Here is a 20,725-nt window from a genome sequence, read left to right as displayed (position 1 = left end):
CCGAAGGCTACACCTCGGATCTTTTTTAGGCTTAAGCTTTGAAGCTAACACCATTTTCTTTCAATTTTTTAACTGTCGCAGGCCCTACTCCCTTAAGTGCAAGGACTTCTTCTTCAGTCACAGTAGCAAAAGCCTCTACTGAAGTCAAACCTTCATTATAAAGAGTTTCTACAAGGTTTGAACGAAGGCCTTCAACTTCTGGAAGTTCTGCGAAAGCTTCAAGACTAAGGTCTGTAGCTACCACTTCTTCCTTAGCAACTATCTTAGGTTCAGCAACAGGTTGTGGTGCTACTGGTGGCACTGGTGGAACAGGCGCAACGGGTGGAACAGGGGCTTTAACATTATTGAAAAGTCCTTGTTTTTTCAAACGGTGTTTAAAAGCTTTCTTTTTATTTTTTACTTTAGCCATGTTTAGTTTTCTCCTATTTTGATAGACGATACCTTTCTATAAAGTAGTATCGCCATTTTCTTTTTCATCCTTTATTATTTTTCATCCTTTATTAATAGTGACGTTCCCCGAACAAGCCATCTGGCATATCATGGAAACCTTTGCCAGCACGGTAGTTGGCAAACTTACCAATTAGGAAATTGTAAGCATCCAATTTAGCTTCATAGCGGTAACTTGCATCACGTGCACGTTCATCGCCGTCTTCTTCCCAGATTTTCTTGCTAGCGGCCAAGGCCGTTTCGTTTACTTTAACTTGGGTAACAACCCAGGCTTCGAAGTCTTTTAGAAATTCTTGTTCGTAGGTCATATTTTCCTCTTCATTTTAAAAACCAGCTTAACGCTGGCTTCATTTTCTACTAATAATGTGTAGAGCTCATAGCCTTACAGTCTCCTATTATAACAAATAATTAGAAATTTGACTAGGTTCTAAACTCTTTATATAAGGCTTTAATGTCATTTGGACGTGTGCGGCAGCAGCCACCTAAAATCTTAACTCCAAACTGAGCATGCCAATCTTTACTATGTTCAACTAAGGTTAGAGCATCCTTATCCTTAGGTTTCCAAGTCTGCGTACTGCCATCATAAATCTCACCTGAGTTTGGGTAAGTAATGAGGGCTTTTCCAGCATTCTTAAGAATAGCAAGAGCTTGATCATAAAGAAGAGGCGAACTACAGTTGATTCCTAGAGCCAAGATTTGGTCTGAATGGGAAACAAGCTGGGCAATCTCATCTAAAGAAGTCCCATCACTGATAGTGGCTGGTTCTTGGACTGTAAAACTGAGATAAGCTTCTGATTCTGGAAATTCTTCAGCCAGGAGTTCAATCAAGGCTTGTGCTTCTAAACGATTAGGAATGGTTTCCAAAGCTAGCAAGTCCACACCTTGATCTAGGAGAATTTGAATCCTAGGCCGATGAAACTCCTTAAGCTCCTCGATAGTAATTTGGCCATAATCACCACTATACTCAGAACCATTAGCCAAATAAGCTGCGTAAGGACCGACATCTCCAGAAATCAAAGGATATGGTCGTTTTGCTTTCTCAGTCTCATCTAATGCTGTCCAGACCTTATCACGTGCATTCTTTGCCAACTGAACTGTCAAGACAATAATCTGCTCCGCTTCTTTCTCAGTAAGTCCAGCCTCCATCAAGCCTGGCAAGGTCGCCTGATAAGACGATGTAGTAATCAAGTCAGCCCCAGTGGCTACATAGGTTTCGTGAATTTTCTGAATAACTTCTGGCTTTTCAAGAAGGTACTTGGCTGACCAGAGCTTACCTGAAATATCATACCCTAGGGCTTCCATCTCTGTTCCTAGAGCCCCATGAAGGATAAGGGGAGAATTATTTTCCAAATAATCTTTAAATATTGTCATACAAGGCCTCCTTACCATTTTTTAAAGCGAAGGTAGTGATAGAGGTAGCAGAAAATCATGAAAGGAATACCGAAGTAAAGTCCCGCACGTTGTGAACTATCCCAAGCAATCCCAAGCACAGAAATGGCCAAGAGAACGATTGTGATATAAGGTAGGATTGGGTTAAACGGTGTCTTGTAATCCAACTCATCATCAGAATGTTCTAAATTCCACTGTTTACGGAAGTTGATTTGTGCCAAAGGAATGGAGAGCCAGACAACAACAACTGCAAAACCAGCGATTGATACCAAAGCTAGATAAACCGTATCTGCAGCATAGATACTTGAAAAGAGCGATAAAACTGCTCCTGCCATGGAAATCAAAAGGGCTGTCATTGGAACTCCATGTTTATTAATTTTCACTAGCTTTTTATTGAGCATTCCCTCATTGGCCAAAGACCAAAGCATACGGCTTGAAGCGTAGAGTCCCGAATTCCCAGCAGAAAGAATAGCTGTCAGGATAACAAAGTTCATGATGTCCGCCGCAAATGGAATCCCCATCTTGTCAAAAACATCAACGAAAGGTGCTGAAGATACCCCTGCTTCTTTCATGGGAAGAAGCGAAGCCAATACCACAATAGTCAAGACAAAGAAGATAACCAAGCGTCCAATGGTCGTTTTAATAGCACGTGGAACAGCCTCTTTAGGATTATCTGTCTCACCAGCTGCGATACCGATTAACTCTGTTCCCGAAAAGGCGTAGTTAACCGCCAACATGACTGACACTATGGCAAGACCACCATTTGGAAAGAGACCATTAGCCGTCAAATGCTTGAACATAATAGCTTCACGATGACCATCAAAGCTGACCAAACCAAACATAGCCCCCAGACCTAGGATGATGAAAACCAAGATAGCAATAACCTTTATAGAAGAGAAGAAAGATTCCGCTTCCGCAAAAGACCTTACGCTCAGAGCATTAATTCCAAAAATTACCAAGGCAAAGAATGCCGCAAACATCCAAGCCGGAACTGATGGAAACCAACGTTGCATCAACATGGCCGCACCCAGAAATTCTGTTCCCAAGGCTACCGTCCAACAAATCCAATAAAGCCAAGCTACCGTAAAGCCAGTTCCCGGACTGATAAATTTAGTGGCATAGGTGTGAAAGGATCCCGTTACTGGCATAGCAACAGCTAGCTCACCTAATGAAAGCATGACTAAGTAAACAACGATAGCCCCCACAAGATAAGATAGTATCGCACCAAGAGGGCCTGCTTGTGCAATCGTATAGCCTGAGCTAAGAAAGAGACCGGTACCAATGACACCACCTAGCGAGAGCATAAAGAGGTGGCGTGAGGTCATCTTCCGTTGGAACTGACCTTCATTTTCATAATTATGGTTTTCCATAGATTCCTCCAATATATGTGATAAAACAAGCTTATCACAATATCATCCCCTTGGATAATAGGTGGAATCTATCAAAGAGATAGACAAAAACTATCGCAAGAAAAAAACTCGGATTGCTCCGAGCTTTTCTTATAATTCTGACAAAATCGTATCCCATGCTTCATCATAACCGTCACGTGTGACAGATGAAAAGACGATGAAATGGTCAATTCTTCCTATTGTTAGATTTTTGATAATAGTCTTTAATATTATTTTTTACTCCATCCAATAGAGGGATAAATTCAGTAAAGTCATACTTTGAATAATTTTTCAAAACATGTTTAGAGAAAATATCTTTTCCATAATGATTCGACCCTCCATGTTTAGAAAATTGTTTTCCTCGTAAAATAGGTGTTGAATTTCTCACGAGTAATAAGTCCTCAATATCTGAAAATACACCATTATTTATTTTAGGAATTAATGGGGTCGCCATTACATAGAGGGAATCTTTCTTAACAATTCTATCAAACGAACTATATCGAATCTGATTAAAATTATTTGTAGAAATGGCTAGATCTTTCGCAAAATTTGCAAAATTGTATAGTGGACCCTGAAGTTCATTATCAAACAAAAAAATAGTCGGATTATCTGGTGTCCTATTTGTTAATTTTTTAAAGTATTCAATATAATTAGGATAAACCACCTTTTCAACCTCGCCCATTTGAAATCTCTTTTTATCGGAAAAATATCTATACCAGTATTCAAAACCGGATCCCCCTTCTGGAACATTAAAAAGATACTCTATTGTATTTGAATGTTTCAAAAATTCAATTTTGAAAACAAAATCACTACCATTTTTTTCAATTAGTTCAGGGTATTTATAATATAATTTTTTCAATGCAGCCTTAATATATCTAGAATCAGTTTTTCCCTCAGTAACAATAATTGGTTTATCATTTCCATAAAAGTATCTGTAAAATAAAAACTTTTTATATTCTTTTTCCCTAGAATTAAATAGAGACATATACATTTTTTTCTCTTCTTTTCCTATGGTATAAAATCCTTTTGGTAAATTATATGTATCATGTCTCGAATTATAATATAAATGCTTTCGAAGGTCTCTATTACTAAAAATATATTTCCAATAATATTTTGATTCTGATTTTTTTCCCGAATCTTTTCCTATCAAATATTTTTGAGCATCAAAATTATTCTTTATTAATGATTTTTTATATGATAAATAATTATTAAATTGATCGATCTGTTGAACAAAAGCAAATCTACCTATTAGCTGATTAATCGTGCCTTCTCTACCATCGATTTCAAACCTTTGACTCAAATATAACTTATGAGCCATTGCACGTGTATTTTTAATATACTCCCTTTTTACATTTATCTTTTTATTAACAACTAAACCTGTAACCTCTTGGCGCTGCATATTGTTACTTAAGCGTGTTTTTTTATTATTTATTTTAAAACCAGATGCCACAATTACTTTTTCTAATTCTGCAAGGAATTTATCTAATTCTTTAGTTGTCCTCAGCTTGTTTGAAGCTAATTCTCGATTTGTTGAAAAAGTCATATCATCTGCATATCTACTGTATGTAAAGCGATATTTTTTTGCAATTTTTACAATTCGATAATCTAAGATTCTAGCAATTAAATTTGTAATAATTGGTGAAGAAGGTGCCCCCTGCGGTAACTTTCCTTTATAACAAGCAATTTGTGCAATAACAGTCGCAACGTCTGAAGATACACAAAAATTTCTATCCTTAATAAAAAACCCCCTCACTCTTCCAAAATTAAAGCTGTCAAAAAAATCTTCTAAATCAATATTTAAGACATATTTTTTATTTCTATGTAACTTTGCATTGGTTATTATACTTTTATTCTTTTCATAAGCGTGCGATAAATTAGGTATTTTTTTATTCTTTACTTTTGACTCAGATTCTAAATCTTCAATGTAACAATCCCACAAGAGATTTGCCAACTTTTTTTGAAGTATTTTTAATTCCTTTTTAGGAGCGTTAATTGTTCTCTCTCCTCCACTTTTTTTAGGAATTGTAAAAGTCTCATATAGTTCCTCTGTACGCAAAACATACAATACATAATTCATAAATCTACTATTTGAAAATCCCAAAAGTCTTGCAAAATCATCCTTGGACTCAACATTAGTTAATTTATTCATAAAACCTCCCCATATAAAAAAAAAGCGTATGAAAACTCTTACGCGGACGACAGTATACAGATACCAACTTTTCAGCTGATGTCATTTAAGTCACCTGAACTTTTTCATTTTTTCTTAATAGGAAATATACTGGAGGAGCTAAACACCTTCAACACATTTTCATTATTACTTGCGAATCACAAGTCAAAAATCTAATCATACGCTTTTTTTATACTATCATAGAGACTTCTTTATGTCAATAAATGATAAAATTCAAAAAAACTCGGATTTCTCCGAGCTTTTCTTACAACTCTGACAAAATCGTATCCCATGCTTTATCATAACCGTCACGTGTGACAGATGAAAAGACGATGAAATGGTCATTTTTATCGAAATTGAGTTTTTTCTTAATAATTGATTCGTGCTTGTTCCATTTTCCGCGAGGAATCTTGTCAGCCTTAGTCGCTACAACGATGACCGGAATTTCATAATACTTGAGAAACTCATACATTTGGATATCGTCTTGAGTTGGTTCATGTCGGAGGTCAACCAAGCTAACAACGACACGAAGATTATCTCGAGTCACAAGGTACTCCTCAATCATTTTGCCCCATTTGGCACGTTCTTTTTTAGACACACGGGCATAACCGTAACCTGGCACATCCACAAAACGAAGCTTATCGTCAATATTGTAGAAATTAAGCAACTGAGTTTTCCCTGGTTTCCCAGAAGTACGTGCTAGGTTTTTACGACCAAGAAGTGTATTGATAAAGCTTGATTTACCAACATTCGAGCGTCCTGCTAGGGCAACCTCAGGGAGGTCATCTTGGGGATAGTGGCTCTTATTCGCCGCACTGAGCAAAATCTCAGCATTGTGCGTATTTAGGACTTGTTCTTCAGCCATAGAACCTCCTTATGCTGTTTCCAAAACTGGAGCAGCTGTGCCGTCAACGGCTTCTTTTGTAATACGAACCTTAGTCACATCTTCCTGGCTAGGAATCTCAAACATGACATCCATCATGACTTCCTCAATGATAGAGCGGAGGCCACGCGCACCGGTCTTACGTTCAATTGCCTTACTTGCAATAGCTTCAAGAGCATCCTGGTCAAACTCCAGTTCAACCCCATCATAAGACAAGAGGGTTTGGTACTGTTTAACCAAGGCATTTCTAGGCTCTGTCAAGATACGAACCAAGTCGTCAACCGTTAACTGTTCAAGGGCCGCAAGGACTGGCAAGCGTCCGATAAACTCAGGGATAAGACCGAATTTTTGAATATCTTCAGCCACAATTTCTTGCATGTATGATGAGTCATCATCAATTGCCTTATTATTTTGACCAAAACCAATGATTTTCTCACCAAGACGTTGCTTAACGATATCTTCGATACCATCAAAAGCACCACCAACGATAAAGAGAATATTCTTAGTATCAATTTGAATCATCTCTTGGTTAGGGTGTTTACGACCACCTTGAGGAGGAACGCTGGCTACTGTTCCTTCTATAATCTTCAAGAGAGCTTGTTGAACCCCTTCACCAGAAACGTCACGAGTGATTGATACATTTTCACCCTTTTTAGCAATCTTATCAATCTCGTCAACATAGATGATACCACGTTCCGCACGTTCGATATTGAAGTCTGCCGCTTGGATCAGTTTGAGGAGGATATTTTCCACGTCTTCACCCACATAACCTGCCTCTGTCAATGATGTTGCATCCGCAATCGCAAATGGAACATTCAAGCTACGAGCCAAGGTCTGAGCCAAGAAAGTCTTCCCTGAACCAGTTGGTCCAATCATGAGAATATTTGATTTTTGCAAATCCACATCATTGTCTTCACGACTTTCTGTGAAATTGATACGTTTATAGTGATTGTAAACAGCTACCGCCAAGGCACGTTTGGCACGGTCCTGCCCCACGACATAGTTGTTCAAAATATCTAAAAGTTCTTTTGGCTTCGGAGTTTCAGCCAAGTCAGCCAAAACTTCTTCTGCCATTTCCTCACGAATGATTTCTTGTGACAAGGCCACACATTCGTTACAGATAAAGACGCCATTCCCAGCGATAATTTTCTTTACTTCTTCTTGGTTTTTGCCACAAAATGAACAATAAACCATTTCTTCATTACGATTTCCAGCCATTTATTCCTCACTCTTTTCTAAAATAGGGTGCCATAGAAGGCGTGAATAGTATTGACAAGGTTAGTAAAAGCATTTAAAAAGAGAAAAACTGCTAACCCATAACGTTTCTTGCGAAAGGCAGGAATGGCAGAGAGTACACAAAGCACCCCCAATAATGCAGTAAATAACCCAAAAACACTACGTTGCATGAACCTAGTCTCCTTCTTTTTCATAGCGACTTATGCTAAAGTCGTAGGCATTTTTATCATCCTTGACCACGCGGTCACGTGATACCTCTTTAAATGCCGTCATGTCTAGTTGTGGAAAATACGTGTCTCCCTCTAAATCAGCCTCAATAGTTGTCTTGATGAGTGCATCATAATGTCCATCAAAAGCCTTGTAGACACCAGCACCACCAGCAATATAGAGGTCCTTATCTTGCTGTTCGAACCAAGCCAGAGCTTCCTCAACACTCGTAACGGTCGTTACACCCTCACAGTCGAAGTCCTTATCTCGTGTCAAAATCAAGGTTTCACGTCCTGGTAGGCAACGACGGTTCATGCCATCAAAGGTCACACGTCCCATGAGAATTGCTGAGCCCATGGTCGTTTTCTTGAAATGTGCCAGTTCAGCAGGCAAATGCCAAGGCATGGTGTGATTCTTCCCAATAACATGGTTATGAGCTTCCGCCCAAATAGCAATGAGTTGTTTAGACACAGTATTTCCTTTTCTTTTTAAGTTTACAATCCATTCTAACAAAAAAAGAGAAAAAGAGCTTGGAAAAAACTTTGCCAGCTCTTTATGGACTTAAATTATCAACGTTTATTAAATTGCTAAGTCAAATTTGAGTTGAGGTTTAACAGGATCATAGTCAACCAATTCAAAATCTTCTGGTTTGATATCGAAGAAATTTGTCCCATCAGGAACATTGAGGACCAAACGTGGTTGGCAATCAGATGGTTGACGTTTGAGCAGTTCCTCGGCTTGCTCAAATTGATTGTCATAGATATGGAGGTTGTTGATGAAATAAAAGAATTTACCAACTTTCCAACCAAAGTGCTTGGTAATCATCATCTGAAGAGCCACATACTGCATGGCATTAATATGATGAGCCACCAGCATATCGTTAGAGCGTTGCGTCAAAGTGGCGTCCAAATAAATGTCCTCACCCACACGACGAACGTCAAACATGGTTTGGAAGGCACAAGGCTGAAGGCCAGCTGTCTCCTCGAAGGCCTCGTAATCCCAAAGGGAAATGACATTGCGACGGTTCCACGGATTAGCCTCCAACTGAGCCAGCAAACGGTTAATGATATCGTGCTTCTTAACGACCGCACCATAACGCTGACCAATTGAACGCTTGTCCCCATTATTGGCAGGCACGCCTTCAACTTCCCAATCATTCCAATAATGCACATTATACTTGTCTTCAAGGACATCTAGGCTGTTTGTCTGGTCTTGATAAATCCAAAACACTTCTTTGATGGCAGATTTGATAGCGATAGGACGAAGAGTGGTAATTGGAAACTCTCCCTTGCTCAAGTCATATTCTGCAAAAGCTCCAGTGATGTATTTGGAGTTGGCTGTGGTGCCATCCTTGTATTTAGGACGTGCTTGCTCCGACCAAACGCCTTCTTCCATGATTTTAGTGATATTTTCTTTAAAAATAGTGTCTGCTTTTGTCATGATTTTCCTCTTTATTCAATTGAAAACAAAGTATTTTTTGAGACTTTCCTTAAGTGATTACGGACGTCTTGGAACTTCGAAGAAGTTCCAAGACTAATTTTTGAGCCTATGGTCTCAAAAATCCAATTATCATTTCAATTTTACCTTATTCTAGTGCAAATGAGAACTAAAAGCTACGGCAATACCAAAAGTAAGTCTTGTGAAATCCTCTAGTTACTATCGAAACAGAAGATATAACTAACTATCAAAGTTTTTTCAAGGCGAAAGCGCTCTTTTATGGTAAAATCACTATAGATTAGTATTCTCTGGATACTCTACAATGAAGAAAAAAAGGAAACATCATATGTCTATTGGAATTGATAAGATTGGTTTCGCGACCAGTCAATATGTTCTAAACATGGCTGATCTCGCTCTTGCCCGTGGGGCGGAGCCTGAAAAATTCAGCAAAGGTCTGATGCTTGATGCAACCAGTATTACGCCGATTACAGAAGATATTGTGACGCTTGCCTCTGATGCGGCGACTGATATTTTAAATGACGATGACAAAAAAGCTATCGATATGGTCATCGTGGCTACTGAGTCTTCCATTGACCAGTCAAAAGCTGCTGCTGTCTATGTTCACAGTCTTTTGGGGATTCAACCTTTTGCCCGTTCTTTTGAAATGAAGGAAGCTTGTTATGCTGCAACTGCTGGACTTAACTATGCTAAATTGCACGTGGCAGCCCACCCAGAGAGCAAAGTTCTAGTTATCGCTAGTGACATCGCTCGCTATGGTGTCGGATCTTCAGGTGAGTCAACTCAGGGAGCTGGTGCTGTAGCTATGCTAGTCAGTCAGAATCCACGTATTTTAGAGCTTACAGATGACAACGTGGCACAAACTCGTGATGTCATGGACTTCTGGCGCCCAAACTACAGTTCAACGCCTTATGTTCAAGGCATCTATTCAACCAAGCAGTACCTTGACAGTTTGAAGACAACTTGGGCAGCTTACCAAGAGCGCCATCAAGCTGACTTTGCTGATTTTGCAGCTTTTTGTCTCCACCTTCCTTATCCTAAGCTAGCTCTTAAGGGACTTAATAAAATCATTCCAAAAGATTTAAATCCAGAGAATAAAGAGCGTTTGACAAAAAACTTTGATGCTTCAATTACCTATAGTCGCCAAATTGGAAATATCTATACAGGGTCACTCTACCTTGGGCTCCTTTCTTTGCTTGAACAGTCGCAAGACCTTAAAGCAGGAGATAAGATTGGCTTCTTCTCTTACGGTTCTGGAGCTGTCTCTGAAATTTTCTCAGGACGTCTGGTTGAGGGCTACAAAGACCTGCTTCGCTCAGACCGTCTAGATACCTTTGCCAAACGTCAACCCTTGAGCGTTGCTGATTATGAAAAACTTTTCTATGAAGAGGCGCAGTTGGATGACACTGGCTCTACTCAATTCACTGATTACCAAACCGGAGCTTTCCGTTTAACTGAAATCTCTGAACACCAACGTATCTATAAAGGAAATTAATATGACTAAACTCTCTTGGACTGGTTTTTCCAAGAAGACACCGCAAGAACGTAAAGAGCATTTGAAAAAGAATGCTCTTTTGTCTCAGGAAAATCAAGATCTTCTGGATAAGGACCAACAACTCACCCTTGAAACAGCCAATCAAATGGCTGAAAATGTTATTGGTCGATTTACACTTCCCTTTGCCGTTTGCCCAGATGTATTGGTAGACGGTATAACCTACCAGGTTCCTATGGTTACTGAGGAGCCTTCTGTTGTCGCCGCTGCTTCCTATGCTAGCAAGCTCATTAAACGCTCTGGCGGTTTCACGACTACGATTCATAATCGTCAAATGATTGGCCAAGTTGCCCTTTTTGACGTTCCTGATAAAGCCGCTGCTTCAAGTAAAATTCAAGCAGCTAATCAGGACCTCATAGAGATTGCCAAAGAGGCTCATCCTTCTATTGTTAAGCGTGGAGGTGGCCCTCGCAGGCTCTGGACTGAGGCTAAGGGAGACTTCCTCATTGTCTATCTAGCCGTTGATACCCAAGAAGCCATGGGAGCCAATATGGTCAACACCATGATGGAAGCACTGGTGCCAGAACTGGAAAATCTCTCAGAAGGTCAAAGTCTCATGGCCATTCTCTCAAATCTTGCCACCGAGAGTCTAGTGACAGCAACTTGTCGTCTTAGCACACGCTTCCTCAGTCGTAACAAGGAAGACGCTCATGATTTTGCTAAGAAAATGGAGATGGCTAGCCAGTTGGCCCAGGTGGACCCTTACCGAGCAGCTACCCATAACAAGGGAATTTTCAATGGTATCGATGCCCTAGTTATTGCGACTGGCAATGATTGGCGAGCGGTTGAGGCTGGTGGCCATGCCTATGCTAGCAAGGATGGTAGCTACCGTGGCCTGTCCACATGGACTTATGACCAGGAGGCTAAAGAATTGGTGGGAGAATTAACCCTCCCCATGCCAATTGCAACCCGTGGCGGTTCAATCGGACTTAACCCTAGTGTTTCTATCGCCCATGACTTACTTAATCATCCAGATGCTAAAACGCTAGCCAGTATCATCGTCTCTCTTGGTTTGGCACAAAATCTGGCTGCTCTCAAAGCTCTGACTTCAACAGGTATCCAAGCAGGACATATGAAACTTCAGGCCAAATCTCTAGCCCTACTAGCCGGTGCTAGCCCTGAAGAGATGCCTCACGTTTTGGCTGAACTTCTCAAGGCCAAACATATGAATCAAGAAACTGCACAAGCAATTTTGGAGAAACTTAGAACCCCATAAAAAGAGATACTGAAGCAGTTTTAAAAAATAACTCTGCCTTATTACATAAAAAATAAAGATGTTGGAAATATTATCTCAACATCTTTTTCATTTCTCGTAAGTTCTGACTTGACTCAAATTTCTATAATGTTATAATCTAGTTATGAAAACTAGATAAAGAGGTTTTTATAATTTGACAGTACAAGAATACCCTCTCTGGGAAGAATTACCAGAGATTGAACTCTATTTGGATCAGGTTTTGCTCTATGTCAATCAGGTCACCCAAAGTACTTTGGGGCCAAACGATAAGGGGCTAACCGCCTCTATGGTCAATAATTATGTCAAACATGGTCATGTCGCAAAACCCATCAAGAAAAAATATAATGCTGCTCAGGTAGCTAGACTTATTGTCATCACTAGTCTGAAGACCGTCTTTGAGATTTCTGAGATTGCTAAAACCTTGGAAATCCTACGTACAGATGCTGAAAGTCAAAAGAGTTACTACAATGACTTTGTAGCCTGTATGAATGGTCAGTTTCCCCAAGAGGCTCCGCAAGTCATACTCTCAGCCTGTCAGACGCTTCAATGCTACCGAGCTACCCATCAACTTTTGAACGACCTTGAAGGAGGAAACAATGTCTAATACTGCTACTTTTAACACTTCTCCCAACCTCAAACTCAGTAAAAAACTTAGCTTTGGTGAGGAAGTGGCAAACAGCGTGACACACGCTGTCGGAGCTATGGCCATGCTGGTCTTATTGCCAGTTACTGCCGTTCATGCCAACAATGGCTACGGAATGACTGCTGCCGTCGGCATGTCCGTTTTTGTCATTAGTCTCTTCCTCATGTTTTTGAGCTCAGCCATCTATCATGCCATGGATTATAACTCACCCCACAAGATGGTCCTAAGAATTATTGACCACAGCATGATTTATATCGCCATTGCTGGAAGTTACACCCCTGTCGCCCTATCGCTAGTTGGCGGATGGCTAGGCTACAGCATCATTATCCTTCAATGGGGAACAACGATTTTCGGTATTCTTTATAAAATCTTTGCTAAAAAAATCAATGAAAAATTCTCCCTCTTCCTCTATCTAATGATGGGCTGGCTGGTTATCTTCATTATTCCAGCTATCGTCACTAAGACAGGTCCAGCTTTTTGGGGACTTATGCTTGCTGGAGGATTATCATACACGGTTGGCGCAGCTTTCTATGCTAAGAAAAAACCATACTTCCACATGATTTGGCACCTCTTCATCATGTTGGCTTCGGCTCTCCAGTATATAGGTATCGTCTATTTCATGCTTCCTTAAAACTGATACCAGGCTTCAAATAGTTATGATATAATAAGGCCATACGGAGGTAAATCATATGAAGAAAGAACTCAGACGAGATCCTAACAACAAAATAATCGCTGGTGTTTGTTCTGGTATCGCCAACTATCTTGACATTGACCCTGTCATTATTCGCCTCATCTGGGCTGCAGCGATTTTCTTATTCGGAACAGGTTTTCTTTTCTACATCATTTGCTGGATTATTATCCCAGAAGAAAGCAAGTGGTAAGCTATAATTGAATATACAAAAAGTGATACAGACCTAAATTTCTTACCATTTAGGTCCATATCACTTTCTTTTTTTATTTTCTCAAGCGGAAAATCAAATAGCTGACGTTAACTAGGAGTAAAACACTCCAAAGAATAAGGAAAGGAATATTTCCTCGGACAGCATTGTGCCAAATACCTAGGGCGTATAAGGCCATAAATACTAGTGATCCTAGAACTGCTGTTCCTTTATTGTTTTGTGGTTGTTTAGACATATGAACCTCCTTTGTTTGCTTTTTCTGAACTGGTTTAAAGCCATAAACCATGGCGAGAAAAAGTCTGGCTTGACATTTGATATCATTAGCCAAAGATCTATGTGACTGGGCATAGATACCATTTGGATTGTAAAAAGACTTGTCAAAATGCTCAGGCTCTTTTCGGCCCCACTTCTTTCTCAATTTGTTGGGTGATCGAAAACCCTTGGTCATCCGATTACGAAAGGCAGGATCATGTGGTTGAACCGGCTCCACATCCAGTTGCCAGTGGCGTTTGAAATTGCCATAGTTGAAACTAGCACCATTAACCACTCCACTCTCGGTCACCTGCTCCGCATCGACCTCATTGAGAAAATTTCCCTGACTATCTAGAATAAACTCTACACGATTATAGAGGAGAATCTTGAGATTAACACTAGGAATCCCATCTGGATAAATCCCCTTGCCATCACAGAAAGAAATCTTTTGGTGCAGACGCCCCTGATCAAACATGGTGAAAGGTTTCCATCTAAGATAGACAGCTAAAGCTTCTTTGTCTGTCATCCCTGTTTTTTTATAATGTATCCGCACATACTGGGCCTGTTGACTCGAAATCAGGTAACGTAGCTGATGAATTTGGCGCTCTACAAGGCCTTCCTGAGACAAGCTATCACCAGGAAAAGCCAGATCTACTAACCTGGCAATATCCTTCCAGAAAGCATCATGAGGCGCCAAGTCAGGGTCAAAATAGGATAATAAACGCTGAGTTTCCTCTATCTCCCCAAATAGATCCCCTGGCATCTCTATATAAGCAAGCAATAACTTCAGCACCTGCAGTGGCTGGTATTCCTTTTGCCATTCCTTCCATAAGCTAGAAAAGGCTTTTGAGCCTATGAGCATCTCATCTCTCCTCAATAACATAAGTTAGTTTAATCAGTGGTCCCCTTTATGAAGTCCTCTATCTTAGCAACTACCTCTTTGGTCTGATAGTGATAAAGATAATGTGGGGCATCATAAAAAGTCAGTTCGATATTTTTCTGGTCCTTTGCAAATCTGGTCGCATAATTTCGCCACTCCTCCTTGCTAAAACTCGTGCCTTCTCCATTAGAAACCAAAAGTAAGGTGGGGATTTGTGAATCTATCTTAGCATCAACCTTTTTAGCATTTCCCTTAACAGATAGGCTCTCATTTAACATAGCTTGTGATAGTATTTGACGATAAGCTATTCGTTGATAGAGGCGGCGGTCCCTACTACTTAGATTTTCATTAGGCACATATAAGCGACTCGGTATATACCTTAAAAGACCTAATTGACTTCCCAAACGAGCCATACGTAAAATCTGGGAATGCATTTTTAAATGAGCGTAACTTTCTGGTAGAGCCCAATCTAAACCGATGACTGCCTGTATTTCACTTGGATATTTTTCTTGCCACAAAAGCGTTTCTAAGGAGGCCATCGAATGAGAAAGGATAATATAAGGACCTGATACATGAGCCTTGGCTAAGGCTTGACGTGTCTCAGAAAGAACTTCAGACACATCTCTGGACTTAGAGGTATCCTCACTATAACCATAGCCAGCTCTCTCTACAACGACTATCTTATACTGCTTAGAAAGCCCATCATACAAGTCTTTAAAATCTAGAATGGGAGAGGCCGTTCCAGCACCAGATAGAAAAACTAAGGTTTGTGGACCATTTCCCTTCACAAAGACGCTCATGTCATGGCCATTAACAGACACCATTTGCCCCATAGGGTTAAGAGAGGCCTTTTCTCTTTGCAAGGCTAACCTATGATAAGTAAAGCTAGCCAGTAACAAGACTAGAACTGCTCCCAGCAGAAAGCAAAGTCTTTTTATAAAAACATGCATGGTTTATCCTACTAAAAAGTCAGCTAGCTTAGCTAACCGACTTTCTGATTTATTCGGCATCTGGGCGTGATTTGCGAGCGATATCATCAAGGATATTTTCTACAAATTCTGACACAGCTTCTGTATGTGTTTGTTTTTGTCCATAGCGACGAACGTTAACAGTTCCGTCTTCCATCTCCTTATCACCAACAATCAATTGATAAGGGATTTTTTGTGTTTGAGACGCACGAATCTTATATTGCATTTTCTCGTTACGTTCATCCACTTCAACACGGATACCACGGTCACGAAGTTGTTTAGCAACTTCCCAAGCATAATCTGTGTGGGCTTCATTTGAAACTGGGATAACAGTTACTTGTTGAGGTGCCAACCAAGTTGGGAAGGCTCCTTTATAGTTTTCAATAAGAATAGCTGTAAAGCGTTCCATTGTTGAGATAACCCCACGGTGAATCATAACTGGACGGTGTTCTTCTCCATCAGCTCCGATGTATTTAAGGTCAAAACGTTCTGGAAGCAAGAAGTCCAATTGGATAGTAGAAAGTGTTTCTTCATTACCAAGGGCAGTCTTCACTTGGATATCAAGTTTTGGACCGTAGAAGGCAGCTTCACCTTCTGCTTCAAAGTAGTCAAGTTCCATGTCATCCATGGCTGATTTCAACATGCTTTGAGCATTTTCCCACATTTCGTCATTGTCAAAGTATTTGTGAGTATCTTTAGGGTCACGGTATGACAAACGGAAACGATAGTCAGTCAAGTTGAAATCTTCGTAAACATCGATAATCAATTGAAGCGTACGTTGGAACTCATCTTTGATTTGTTCAGGTGTTACGAAAGTATGACCATCATTAAGTGACATTTCACGTACACGTTGAAGTCCTGTAAGGGCACCAGATTTTTCATAACGGTGCATCATACCAATTTCAGCGATACGGATAGGCAATTCACGGTAAGAGTGGACATGGTGTTTGTAAACTTCGATGTGGTGAGGACAGTTCATTGGACGAAGGACAAAGGCTTCACCATCTCCCATATCCATTGTTGGGAACATATCTTCACGGTAGTGATCCCAGTGACCTGAAGTTTTATAAAGTTCAACTGAGGCAATTGGTGGAGTGTAGACGTGTTGGTAGCCTGCTGCTACTTCCTTGTCCACGATGTAGCGTTCCAAGACACGACGAATTGTCGCACCGTTTGGCAACCAGAATGGAAGACCTTGACCAACCTCTTGAGAAATCATGAACAAATCAAGTTCTTTACCAAGTTTACGGTGGTCACGTTCTTTAGCTTCTTCAAGACGTTTAAGGTAAGCCTTGAGGTCTTTTTTGTCGAACCAAGCTGTACCATAAATACGTTGCATCATAGCATTATCGCTATTTCCACGCCAGTAGGCACCTGCAACATTCAAAAGGTGGAAAACTTGGATACGACCAGTTGATGGCACGTGTGGGCCACGGCAAAGGTCAACGTATTCACCTTGACGGTAGATTGTCAAACCACCTTCGTCTTCTGAGTGTTCTTCAATCAATTCCAATTTATATGGGTCATTTTTGAAGATTTCACGCGCCTCGTCTTTTGTCACTTCTTCACGGATTGATGGGAAGTTTTCTTTAACGATTTTCTTCATTTCTTCTTCGATACGAGGAAGATCTTCGTTAGAAATTTGACCAGCTTGGTTGTCTGTATCGTAGTAGAAACCATCTTCGATAGCTGGACCAACACCTAAGTGGATGTCTGGGAAGAGGCGACGAGCTGCTTGTGCAAACAAGTGAGCCGCTGAGTGACGCAAAATTGGAAGGGCATCTTCGTGATCAGGTGTCACGATTTCGATGCTTCCATCTTCAGTGATCGCACGAGTAGTGTCAATCAATTTACCGTTGAATTTACCAGCAAGAGCTTTCTTAGCCAAAGAGTTACTGATAGATTGTGCAATTTCAAAAGTTGTAACGCCAGATTCGAATTCACGAACAGCGCCATCTGGGAAAGTAATTTGAATCATGATTTTCTCCTTTTATTAATTCATAGTTTCTAAGCATTGACTTTTTATTAGCAGACTACTTCCTAGTCTTAATGTTCAACTGCTTTTCTTTATCAGAGAGGAAGTTTTCCATTTCCGTCAGGATGTCTATATCCAAACGTTGAGAAAGTTCTACTAACCACCAGATATTTTCTGAAAGTTTATGTTCCAGTGTGTAAGGTGTTTCATCATAGTAGCGTCCTTGCTTGGTCATCACTAATCGTTGGAAATTTCCAATATCATTCGATAAAGCCAAGAGGTCTTCTTCTACCGTCCACTTGGAATCATGATGCTTAACTTCCAGATCGTGATAAGCTTGTCGGATTGCCCAACTGCGCTCCACTAATTCTTGCAACTCCATAGTTAGTCTCCTCATAAAAAAATTGCGACATCCTCAAAAGGACGTCGCAACGTGGTTCCACCTTAGTTCGTGTACGACAAAAAATGCGTCTGTCCTACACCTCTGATTGGCTCTAACGTGGCCACCGTTTTATGTTTGCATAAAAAATTTATCGAGTAGTCCCAATCATGTCCTCTGCGTGATTCCCAGCGACACACGCTCTCTGAAAGATTTCCCATGACTGATATGTCTCTATGCGTTATTATAGCATGAAACTGTAATTTTTCAAGCTAATTATCTCTTTTATTAATCAATTCTAAGATTTTATCTGACTAGGAAAATCTGATAGCTTTCCTAATCCAAAAGTTTCGTGATATTTTTGATTTTCTTGACCTGTTTAGCAGAGCCTTTGATGATACGAACAGAGCCGTTAACAGGCAAGGTAATGGCCTTGGTTGGCAAGTAAGTCACCATACGCGTCAAGCGTTTCATGGTACTATCTTCACCATTCAAATCATTGTGGAAATCCTTAGAAATCGTGAGGTCCAAGTAATACTCATAGACACGTTTTCCAAAGTTTTCGGCAGAAATTTCATAGAGCTTGTCGGCCCACTTAGTCTCGTCTTTTTCTGGCGTTGCAATGGCTGCTTCCAAAATGGCCCCAGCTAAATCATTATCATGATAATAAAGCGTTCCAAACATCTGGTCTGTGATGACATTGTCCAAATAAGGATTTCCATGAGCAATAATCGGAGTACCGCTAGCCAAGGCTTCCAGATAGGTCAATCCCTGAGTCTCACTGGTTGATGCCGAGATGAAGAAATCAGCAGCCTTATAGTAAAGAGCTGTTTCGCTAGGTGCAATCATACCTGTGAAAACAACCTTATCCAGAACACCAAGTTTCTTGGCTTGGGACTTCAGGTCTGGTAGGTAAGGCCCATCGCCAGCAACAACTAACCGAACCTTATCGTCTTCTTCTAAAACCGAAGGTAGAGCCGCCAGAACTGCTTGGATATTTTTCTCATAAGAGACACGAGACAAGCTCAACAACATGGTTTCATCCGAAGCAATACCAAGCTTGGCTCTCAAGTCCGCCACATCTTCCTCAGTAATCTCTGGACGCTGGAATTTTTCAAGTTCAATCCCCGTTGGAATGACCCGTTTTTCAGCAGCAACCTTGTACTTGAGTAAAAGGTCATAAACAATCTCGCTCGGACAGATAACCCCATCCAGATCGCTCATAAAGCCACGAACAATGTACTTAACCATACTTGGACGGATGACCATACCTTTGGCAATATAGCGGACATAGTCTTCATACTGAGTATGATAGGTGTGCACAACAGGAATCCTAAGTTCACGCGCAATAGCAATCCCTAGAAGCCCCAAGGAAAACTCTGTCTGCGTATGAATAATATCAAGCTTGTACTGTTTTGCAATTTCTAGAGCCTTAGAAAAGCCACGATAAGCCACACGACGGTCCTTAAAAGCAAAGAAAGGCACACTCGGAATACGGACAATCTGCCAGTCTTCATAGCGGTCAACATCTCTATCAGTCGTAGTAAAGATAAAGACATTATGCCCCATTTTTTCCAACTGCGTCTTCAGTGTGCGAATACTAGTCGCAACACCTGATACCTGTGGAAAATAGGTATCTGTAAACAATCCGATACGCATTTAAATCTCCAATACTTCTTTGTAGGCTTCAACAAGTTTTTGGGCGACATCATCAATCGAGCGACTCTCTGCAACCTTGTAACCTTCTTTACGTTTGTCCACTTTACCATCGATAATATCTTGTAAGGCTACTACAAATTCGTCCACGTTGTGCCCGAATGAAGCAGATTTGTCATCAACCCAGCCCTCATAAACAGGAATATCACGCAAAACCACATGTTGGTGACTGGCAAAGGCCTCTAGCACTACGATTCCTTCGGTTTCCTCATAGGACGGGAAAAAGAAGGCATTAGCACCACTCATAGCTCCCTGGAAGACAGCTCCCTTGAAGTAACCTGGGAAGCTGACATTATCAGGATGCTTACCATTGACAATGTCTCGAATCTTCTTAGGAATCAGCCATTTGCTGATACTACCTAACCAAATGAAACGAACATGGGGCATCTTTTCGGCAACCTTGACGAAATCTTCAATTCCCTTGCGTTGGAAATAAAGACCCGCACAAATAACCACTGGCTGTCCTTCCTCGATACCAAAGTAGTCTCGGAAAACTTCTTCCTTACGTGGATCCTTACCGTATTTTTTCAAATCAATCCCATTTGAAACAGCAATGATTGGTGTGGTAACTCCGTAAGACTGAATCAATTTTTTGGAATACTCAGATGGCGTAATCACGTAATCGGCCTTTTGATACATGTGGGCTAAATATTTCCCAAAAAGTGGGGCCAAAAGGTTAGAACCGATGAATGAATTCTCAAAGTCTTCACGTGTCGAATGACCATGCATGATGACCTTCTTGCCACGGCGTTTTGCAGCATGCAACAACATCAAGCTACGTGGACCATAAGTATTAATATGAACGACATCGTAATCACCCAAGATGTCCGTTGTATAGGGAATCCCCGCCAAGTCCAAGGCATGCATCTGATGGTGGAGAGCCCGTCCGATTCCTGATTTTTCAAGAACCGATTTTCCTTCAAGATAAAGTAGAACTTTCATACTCTTCATTATAGCTTAATTTAGTAGAAATTTCATCCTGCAGTTGGCTTTATCTTGATTTCTCATTTAATGAGATAGGCATTCCAACACTAAAAAAGATCGAGCATTCTCGA

At 40.6% G+C, this 20,725-nt stretch carries 21 protein-coding genes and 1 pseudogene; 5 read left to right on the top strand and 17 right to left on the bottom strand.

Features of this window, described 5'->3' with window-relative positions; all coding sequences use genetic code 11:
- Window positions 1-31: 31 nt before the first annotated feature.
- The 11 genes and pseudogenes from ACYVQ1_RS01100 to ACYVQ1_RS01050 form a co-directional block, all read right to left on the bottom strand.
- The gene (locus tag ACYVQ1_RS01100; RefSeq protein WP_461249545.1) at window positions 32-409 is read right to left on the bottom strand and encodes a helix-hairpin-helix domain-containing protein; all 378 of its coding nucleotides are present in this window, start codon (window positions 407-409) and stop codon (window positions 32-34) included.
- A gap of 91 nt (window positions 410-500) precedes the next feature.
- Window positions 501-755, bottom strand: a complete 255-nt coding sequence (locus ACYVQ1_RS01095) for a DUF1912 family protein (protein ID WP_002886199.1) — start codon at window positions 753-755, stop codon at window positions 501-503.
- A gap of 112 nt (window positions 756-867) precedes the next feature.
- On the bottom strand, window positions 868-1,818 hold the full coding sequence (mmuM, locus tag ACYVQ1_RS01090) for a homocysteine S-methyltransferase (protein WP_461249544.1): 951 nt from the start codon (window positions 1,816-1,818) through the stop codon (window positions 868-870).
- An 11-nt stretch (window positions 1,819-1,829) separates the two neighbouring features.
- Window positions 1,830-3,206 (bottom strand): amino acid permease, encoded by a 1,377-nt coding sequence (locus ACYVQ1_RS01085; RefSeq protein WP_060971325.1) that lies wholly within the window; start codon window positions 3,204-3,206, stop codon window positions 1,830-1,832.
- Window positions 3,207-3,335: 129 nt separating this feature from the next.
- Window positions 3,336-3,416 (bottom strand): annotated as a pseudogene (locus ACYVQ1_RS01080) (YihA family ribosome biogenesis GTP-binding protein); the annotation flags it as partial.
- A complete protein-coding gene (locus ACYVQ1_RS01075) occupies window positions 3,412-5,373 on the bottom strand; it encodes a retron Ec67 family RNA-directed DNA polymerase/endonuclease (protein WP_193757572.1) in 1,962 nt (653 codons plus the stop codon). The gene ACYVQ1_RS01075 and the pseudogene ACYVQ1_RS01080, both read right to left, overlap by 5 nt.
- Before the next feature lie 283 nt (window positions 5,374-5,656).
- Window positions 5,657-6,256 carry a ribosome biogenesis GTP-binding protein YihA/YsxC gene (gene yihA / locus ACYVQ1_RS01070; RefSeq protein ID WP_461249543.1) on the bottom strand — a complete coding sequence of 200 codons (600 nt, stop codon included), beginning with the start codon at window positions 6,254-6,256 and terminating at the stop codon, window positions 5,657-5,659.
- Window positions 6,257-6,265: 9 nt separating this feature from the next.
- On the bottom strand, window positions 6,266-7,492 hold the full coding sequence (clpX, locus tag ACYVQ1_RS01065; RefSeq protein WP_002890340.1) for an ATP-dependent Clp protease ATP-binding subunit ClpX: 1,227 nt from the start codon (window positions 7,490-7,492) through the stop codon (window positions 6,266-6,268).
- 17 nt (window positions 7,493-7,509) lie between these two features.
- Window positions 7,510-7,680, bottom strand: a complete 171-nt coding sequence (locus tag ACYVQ1_RS01060) for a hypothetical protein (RefSeq protein ID WP_002886174.1) — start codon at window positions 7,678-7,680, stop codon at window positions 7,510-7,512.
- 4 nt (window positions 7,681-7,684) lie between these two features.
- Window positions 7,685-8,188, bottom strand: coding sequence for a dihydrofolate reductase (locus tag ACYVQ1_RS01055; protein ID WP_073687512.1), 504 nt, complete (start codon window positions 8,186-8,188; stop codon window positions 7,685-7,687).
- Window positions 8,189-8,296: 108 nt separating this feature from the next.
- Window positions 8,297-9,157, bottom strand: a complete 861-nt coding sequence (locus ACYVQ1_RS01050; protein WP_461249542.1) for a thymidylate synthase — start codon at window positions 9,155-9,157, stop codon at window positions 8,297-8,299.
- Between the two features lie 343 nt (window positions 9,158-9,500).
- Between ACYVQ1_RS01050 and ACYVQ1_RS01045 the strand changes: the two genes are divergently transcribed.
- From ACYVQ1_RS01045 to ACYVQ1_RS01025, 5 genes are all read left to right on the top strand, one after another.
- The gene (locus tag ACYVQ1_RS01045; protein ID WP_461249541.1) at window positions 9,501-10,667 is read left to right on the top strand and encodes a hydroxymethylglutaryl-CoA synthase; all 1,167 of its coding nucleotides are present in this window, start codon (window positions 9,501-9,503) and stop codon (window positions 10,665-10,667) included.
- Between the two features lies 1 nt (window position 10,668).
- On the top strand, window positions 10,669-11,940 hold the full coding sequence (locus tag ACYVQ1_RS01040; protein ID WP_461249540.1) for a hydroxymethylglutaryl-CoA reductase, degradative: 1,272 nt from the start codon (window positions 10,669-10,671) through the stop codon (window positions 11,938-11,940).
- A gap of 172 nt (window positions 11,941-12,112) precedes the next feature.
- A complete protein-coding gene (locus ACYVQ1_RS01035) occupies window positions 12,113-12,562 on the top strand; it encodes a DUF1836 domain-containing protein (RefSeq protein WP_461249539.1) in 450 nt (149 codons plus the stop codon).
- Complete coding sequence (trhA, locus tag ACYVQ1_RS01030; RefSeq protein ID WP_461249538.1) at window positions 12,555-13,232, top strand: PAQR family membrane homeostasis protein TrhA; 678 nt, start codon at window positions 12,555-12,557, stop codon at window positions 13,230-13,232. Before ACYVQ1_RS01035 ends, trhA begins: the two co-directional genes overlap by 8 nt.
- A 58-nt stretch (window positions 13,233-13,290) precedes the next feature.
- On the top strand, window positions 13,291-13,482 hold the full coding sequence (locus tag ACYVQ1_RS01025) for a PspC domain-containing protein (protein ID WP_037613335.1): 192 nt from the start codon (window positions 13,291-13,293) through the stop codon (window positions 13,480-13,482).
- A gap of 73 nt (window positions 13,483-13,555) precedes the next feature.
- Here ACYVQ1_RS01025 and ACYVQ1_RS01020 read toward each other — a convergent pair whose 3' ends face one another.
- The 6 genes from ACYVQ1_RS01020 to ACYVQ1_RS00995 form a co-directional block, all read right to left on the bottom strand.
- Window positions 13,556-14,614: a DUF3114 domain-containing protein gene (locus ACYVQ1_RS01020; protein WP_461249537.1), complete on the bottom strand. Its 1,059-nt coding sequence runs from the start codon at window positions 14,612-14,614 to the stop codon at window positions 13,556-13,558.
- A 29-nt stretch (window positions 14,615-14,643) separates the two neighbouring features.
- A complete protein-coding gene (locus ACYVQ1_RS01015) occupies window positions 14,644-15,582 on the bottom strand; it encodes an alpha/beta fold hydrolase (protein ID WP_461249536.1) in 939 nt (312 codons plus the stop codon).
- 49 nt (window positions 15,583-15,631) lie between these two features.
- Window positions 15,632-17,578: a threonine--tRNA ligase gene (gene thrS / locus ACYVQ1_RS01010; protein ID WP_461249535.1), complete on the bottom strand. Its 1,947-nt coding sequence runs from the start codon at window positions 17,576-17,578 to the stop codon at window positions 15,632-15,634.
- Between the two features lie 55 nt (window positions 17,579-17,633).
- Window positions 17,634-17,957: a MazG-like protein gene (locus tag ACYVQ1_RS01005; protein WP_004251229.1), complete on the bottom strand. Its 324-nt coding sequence runs from the start codon at window positions 17,955-17,957 to the stop codon at window positions 17,634-17,636.
- Between the two features lie 333 nt (window positions 17,958-18,290).
- The gene (locus ACYVQ1_RS01000; RefSeq protein WP_461249534.1) at window positions 18,291-19,613 is read right to left on the bottom strand and encodes a glycosyltransferase family 4 protein; all 1,323 of its coding nucleotides are present in this window, start codon (window positions 19,611-19,613) and stop codon (window positions 18,291-18,293) included.
- The gene (locus ACYVQ1_RS00995; protein ID WP_461249533.1) at window positions 19,614-20,612 is read right to left on the bottom strand and encodes a glycosyltransferase family 4 protein; all 999 of its coding nucleotides are present in this window, start codon (window positions 20,610-20,612) and stop codon (window positions 19,614-19,616) included.
- Between the last annotated feature and the right edge of the window lie 113 nt (window positions 20,613-20,725).

The organism is Streptococcus parasalivarius (assembly GCF_054785155.1).
Note: the sequence above shows the minus strand (reverse complement) of the source record. Positions and strands in the feature narration are given on the sequence as shown.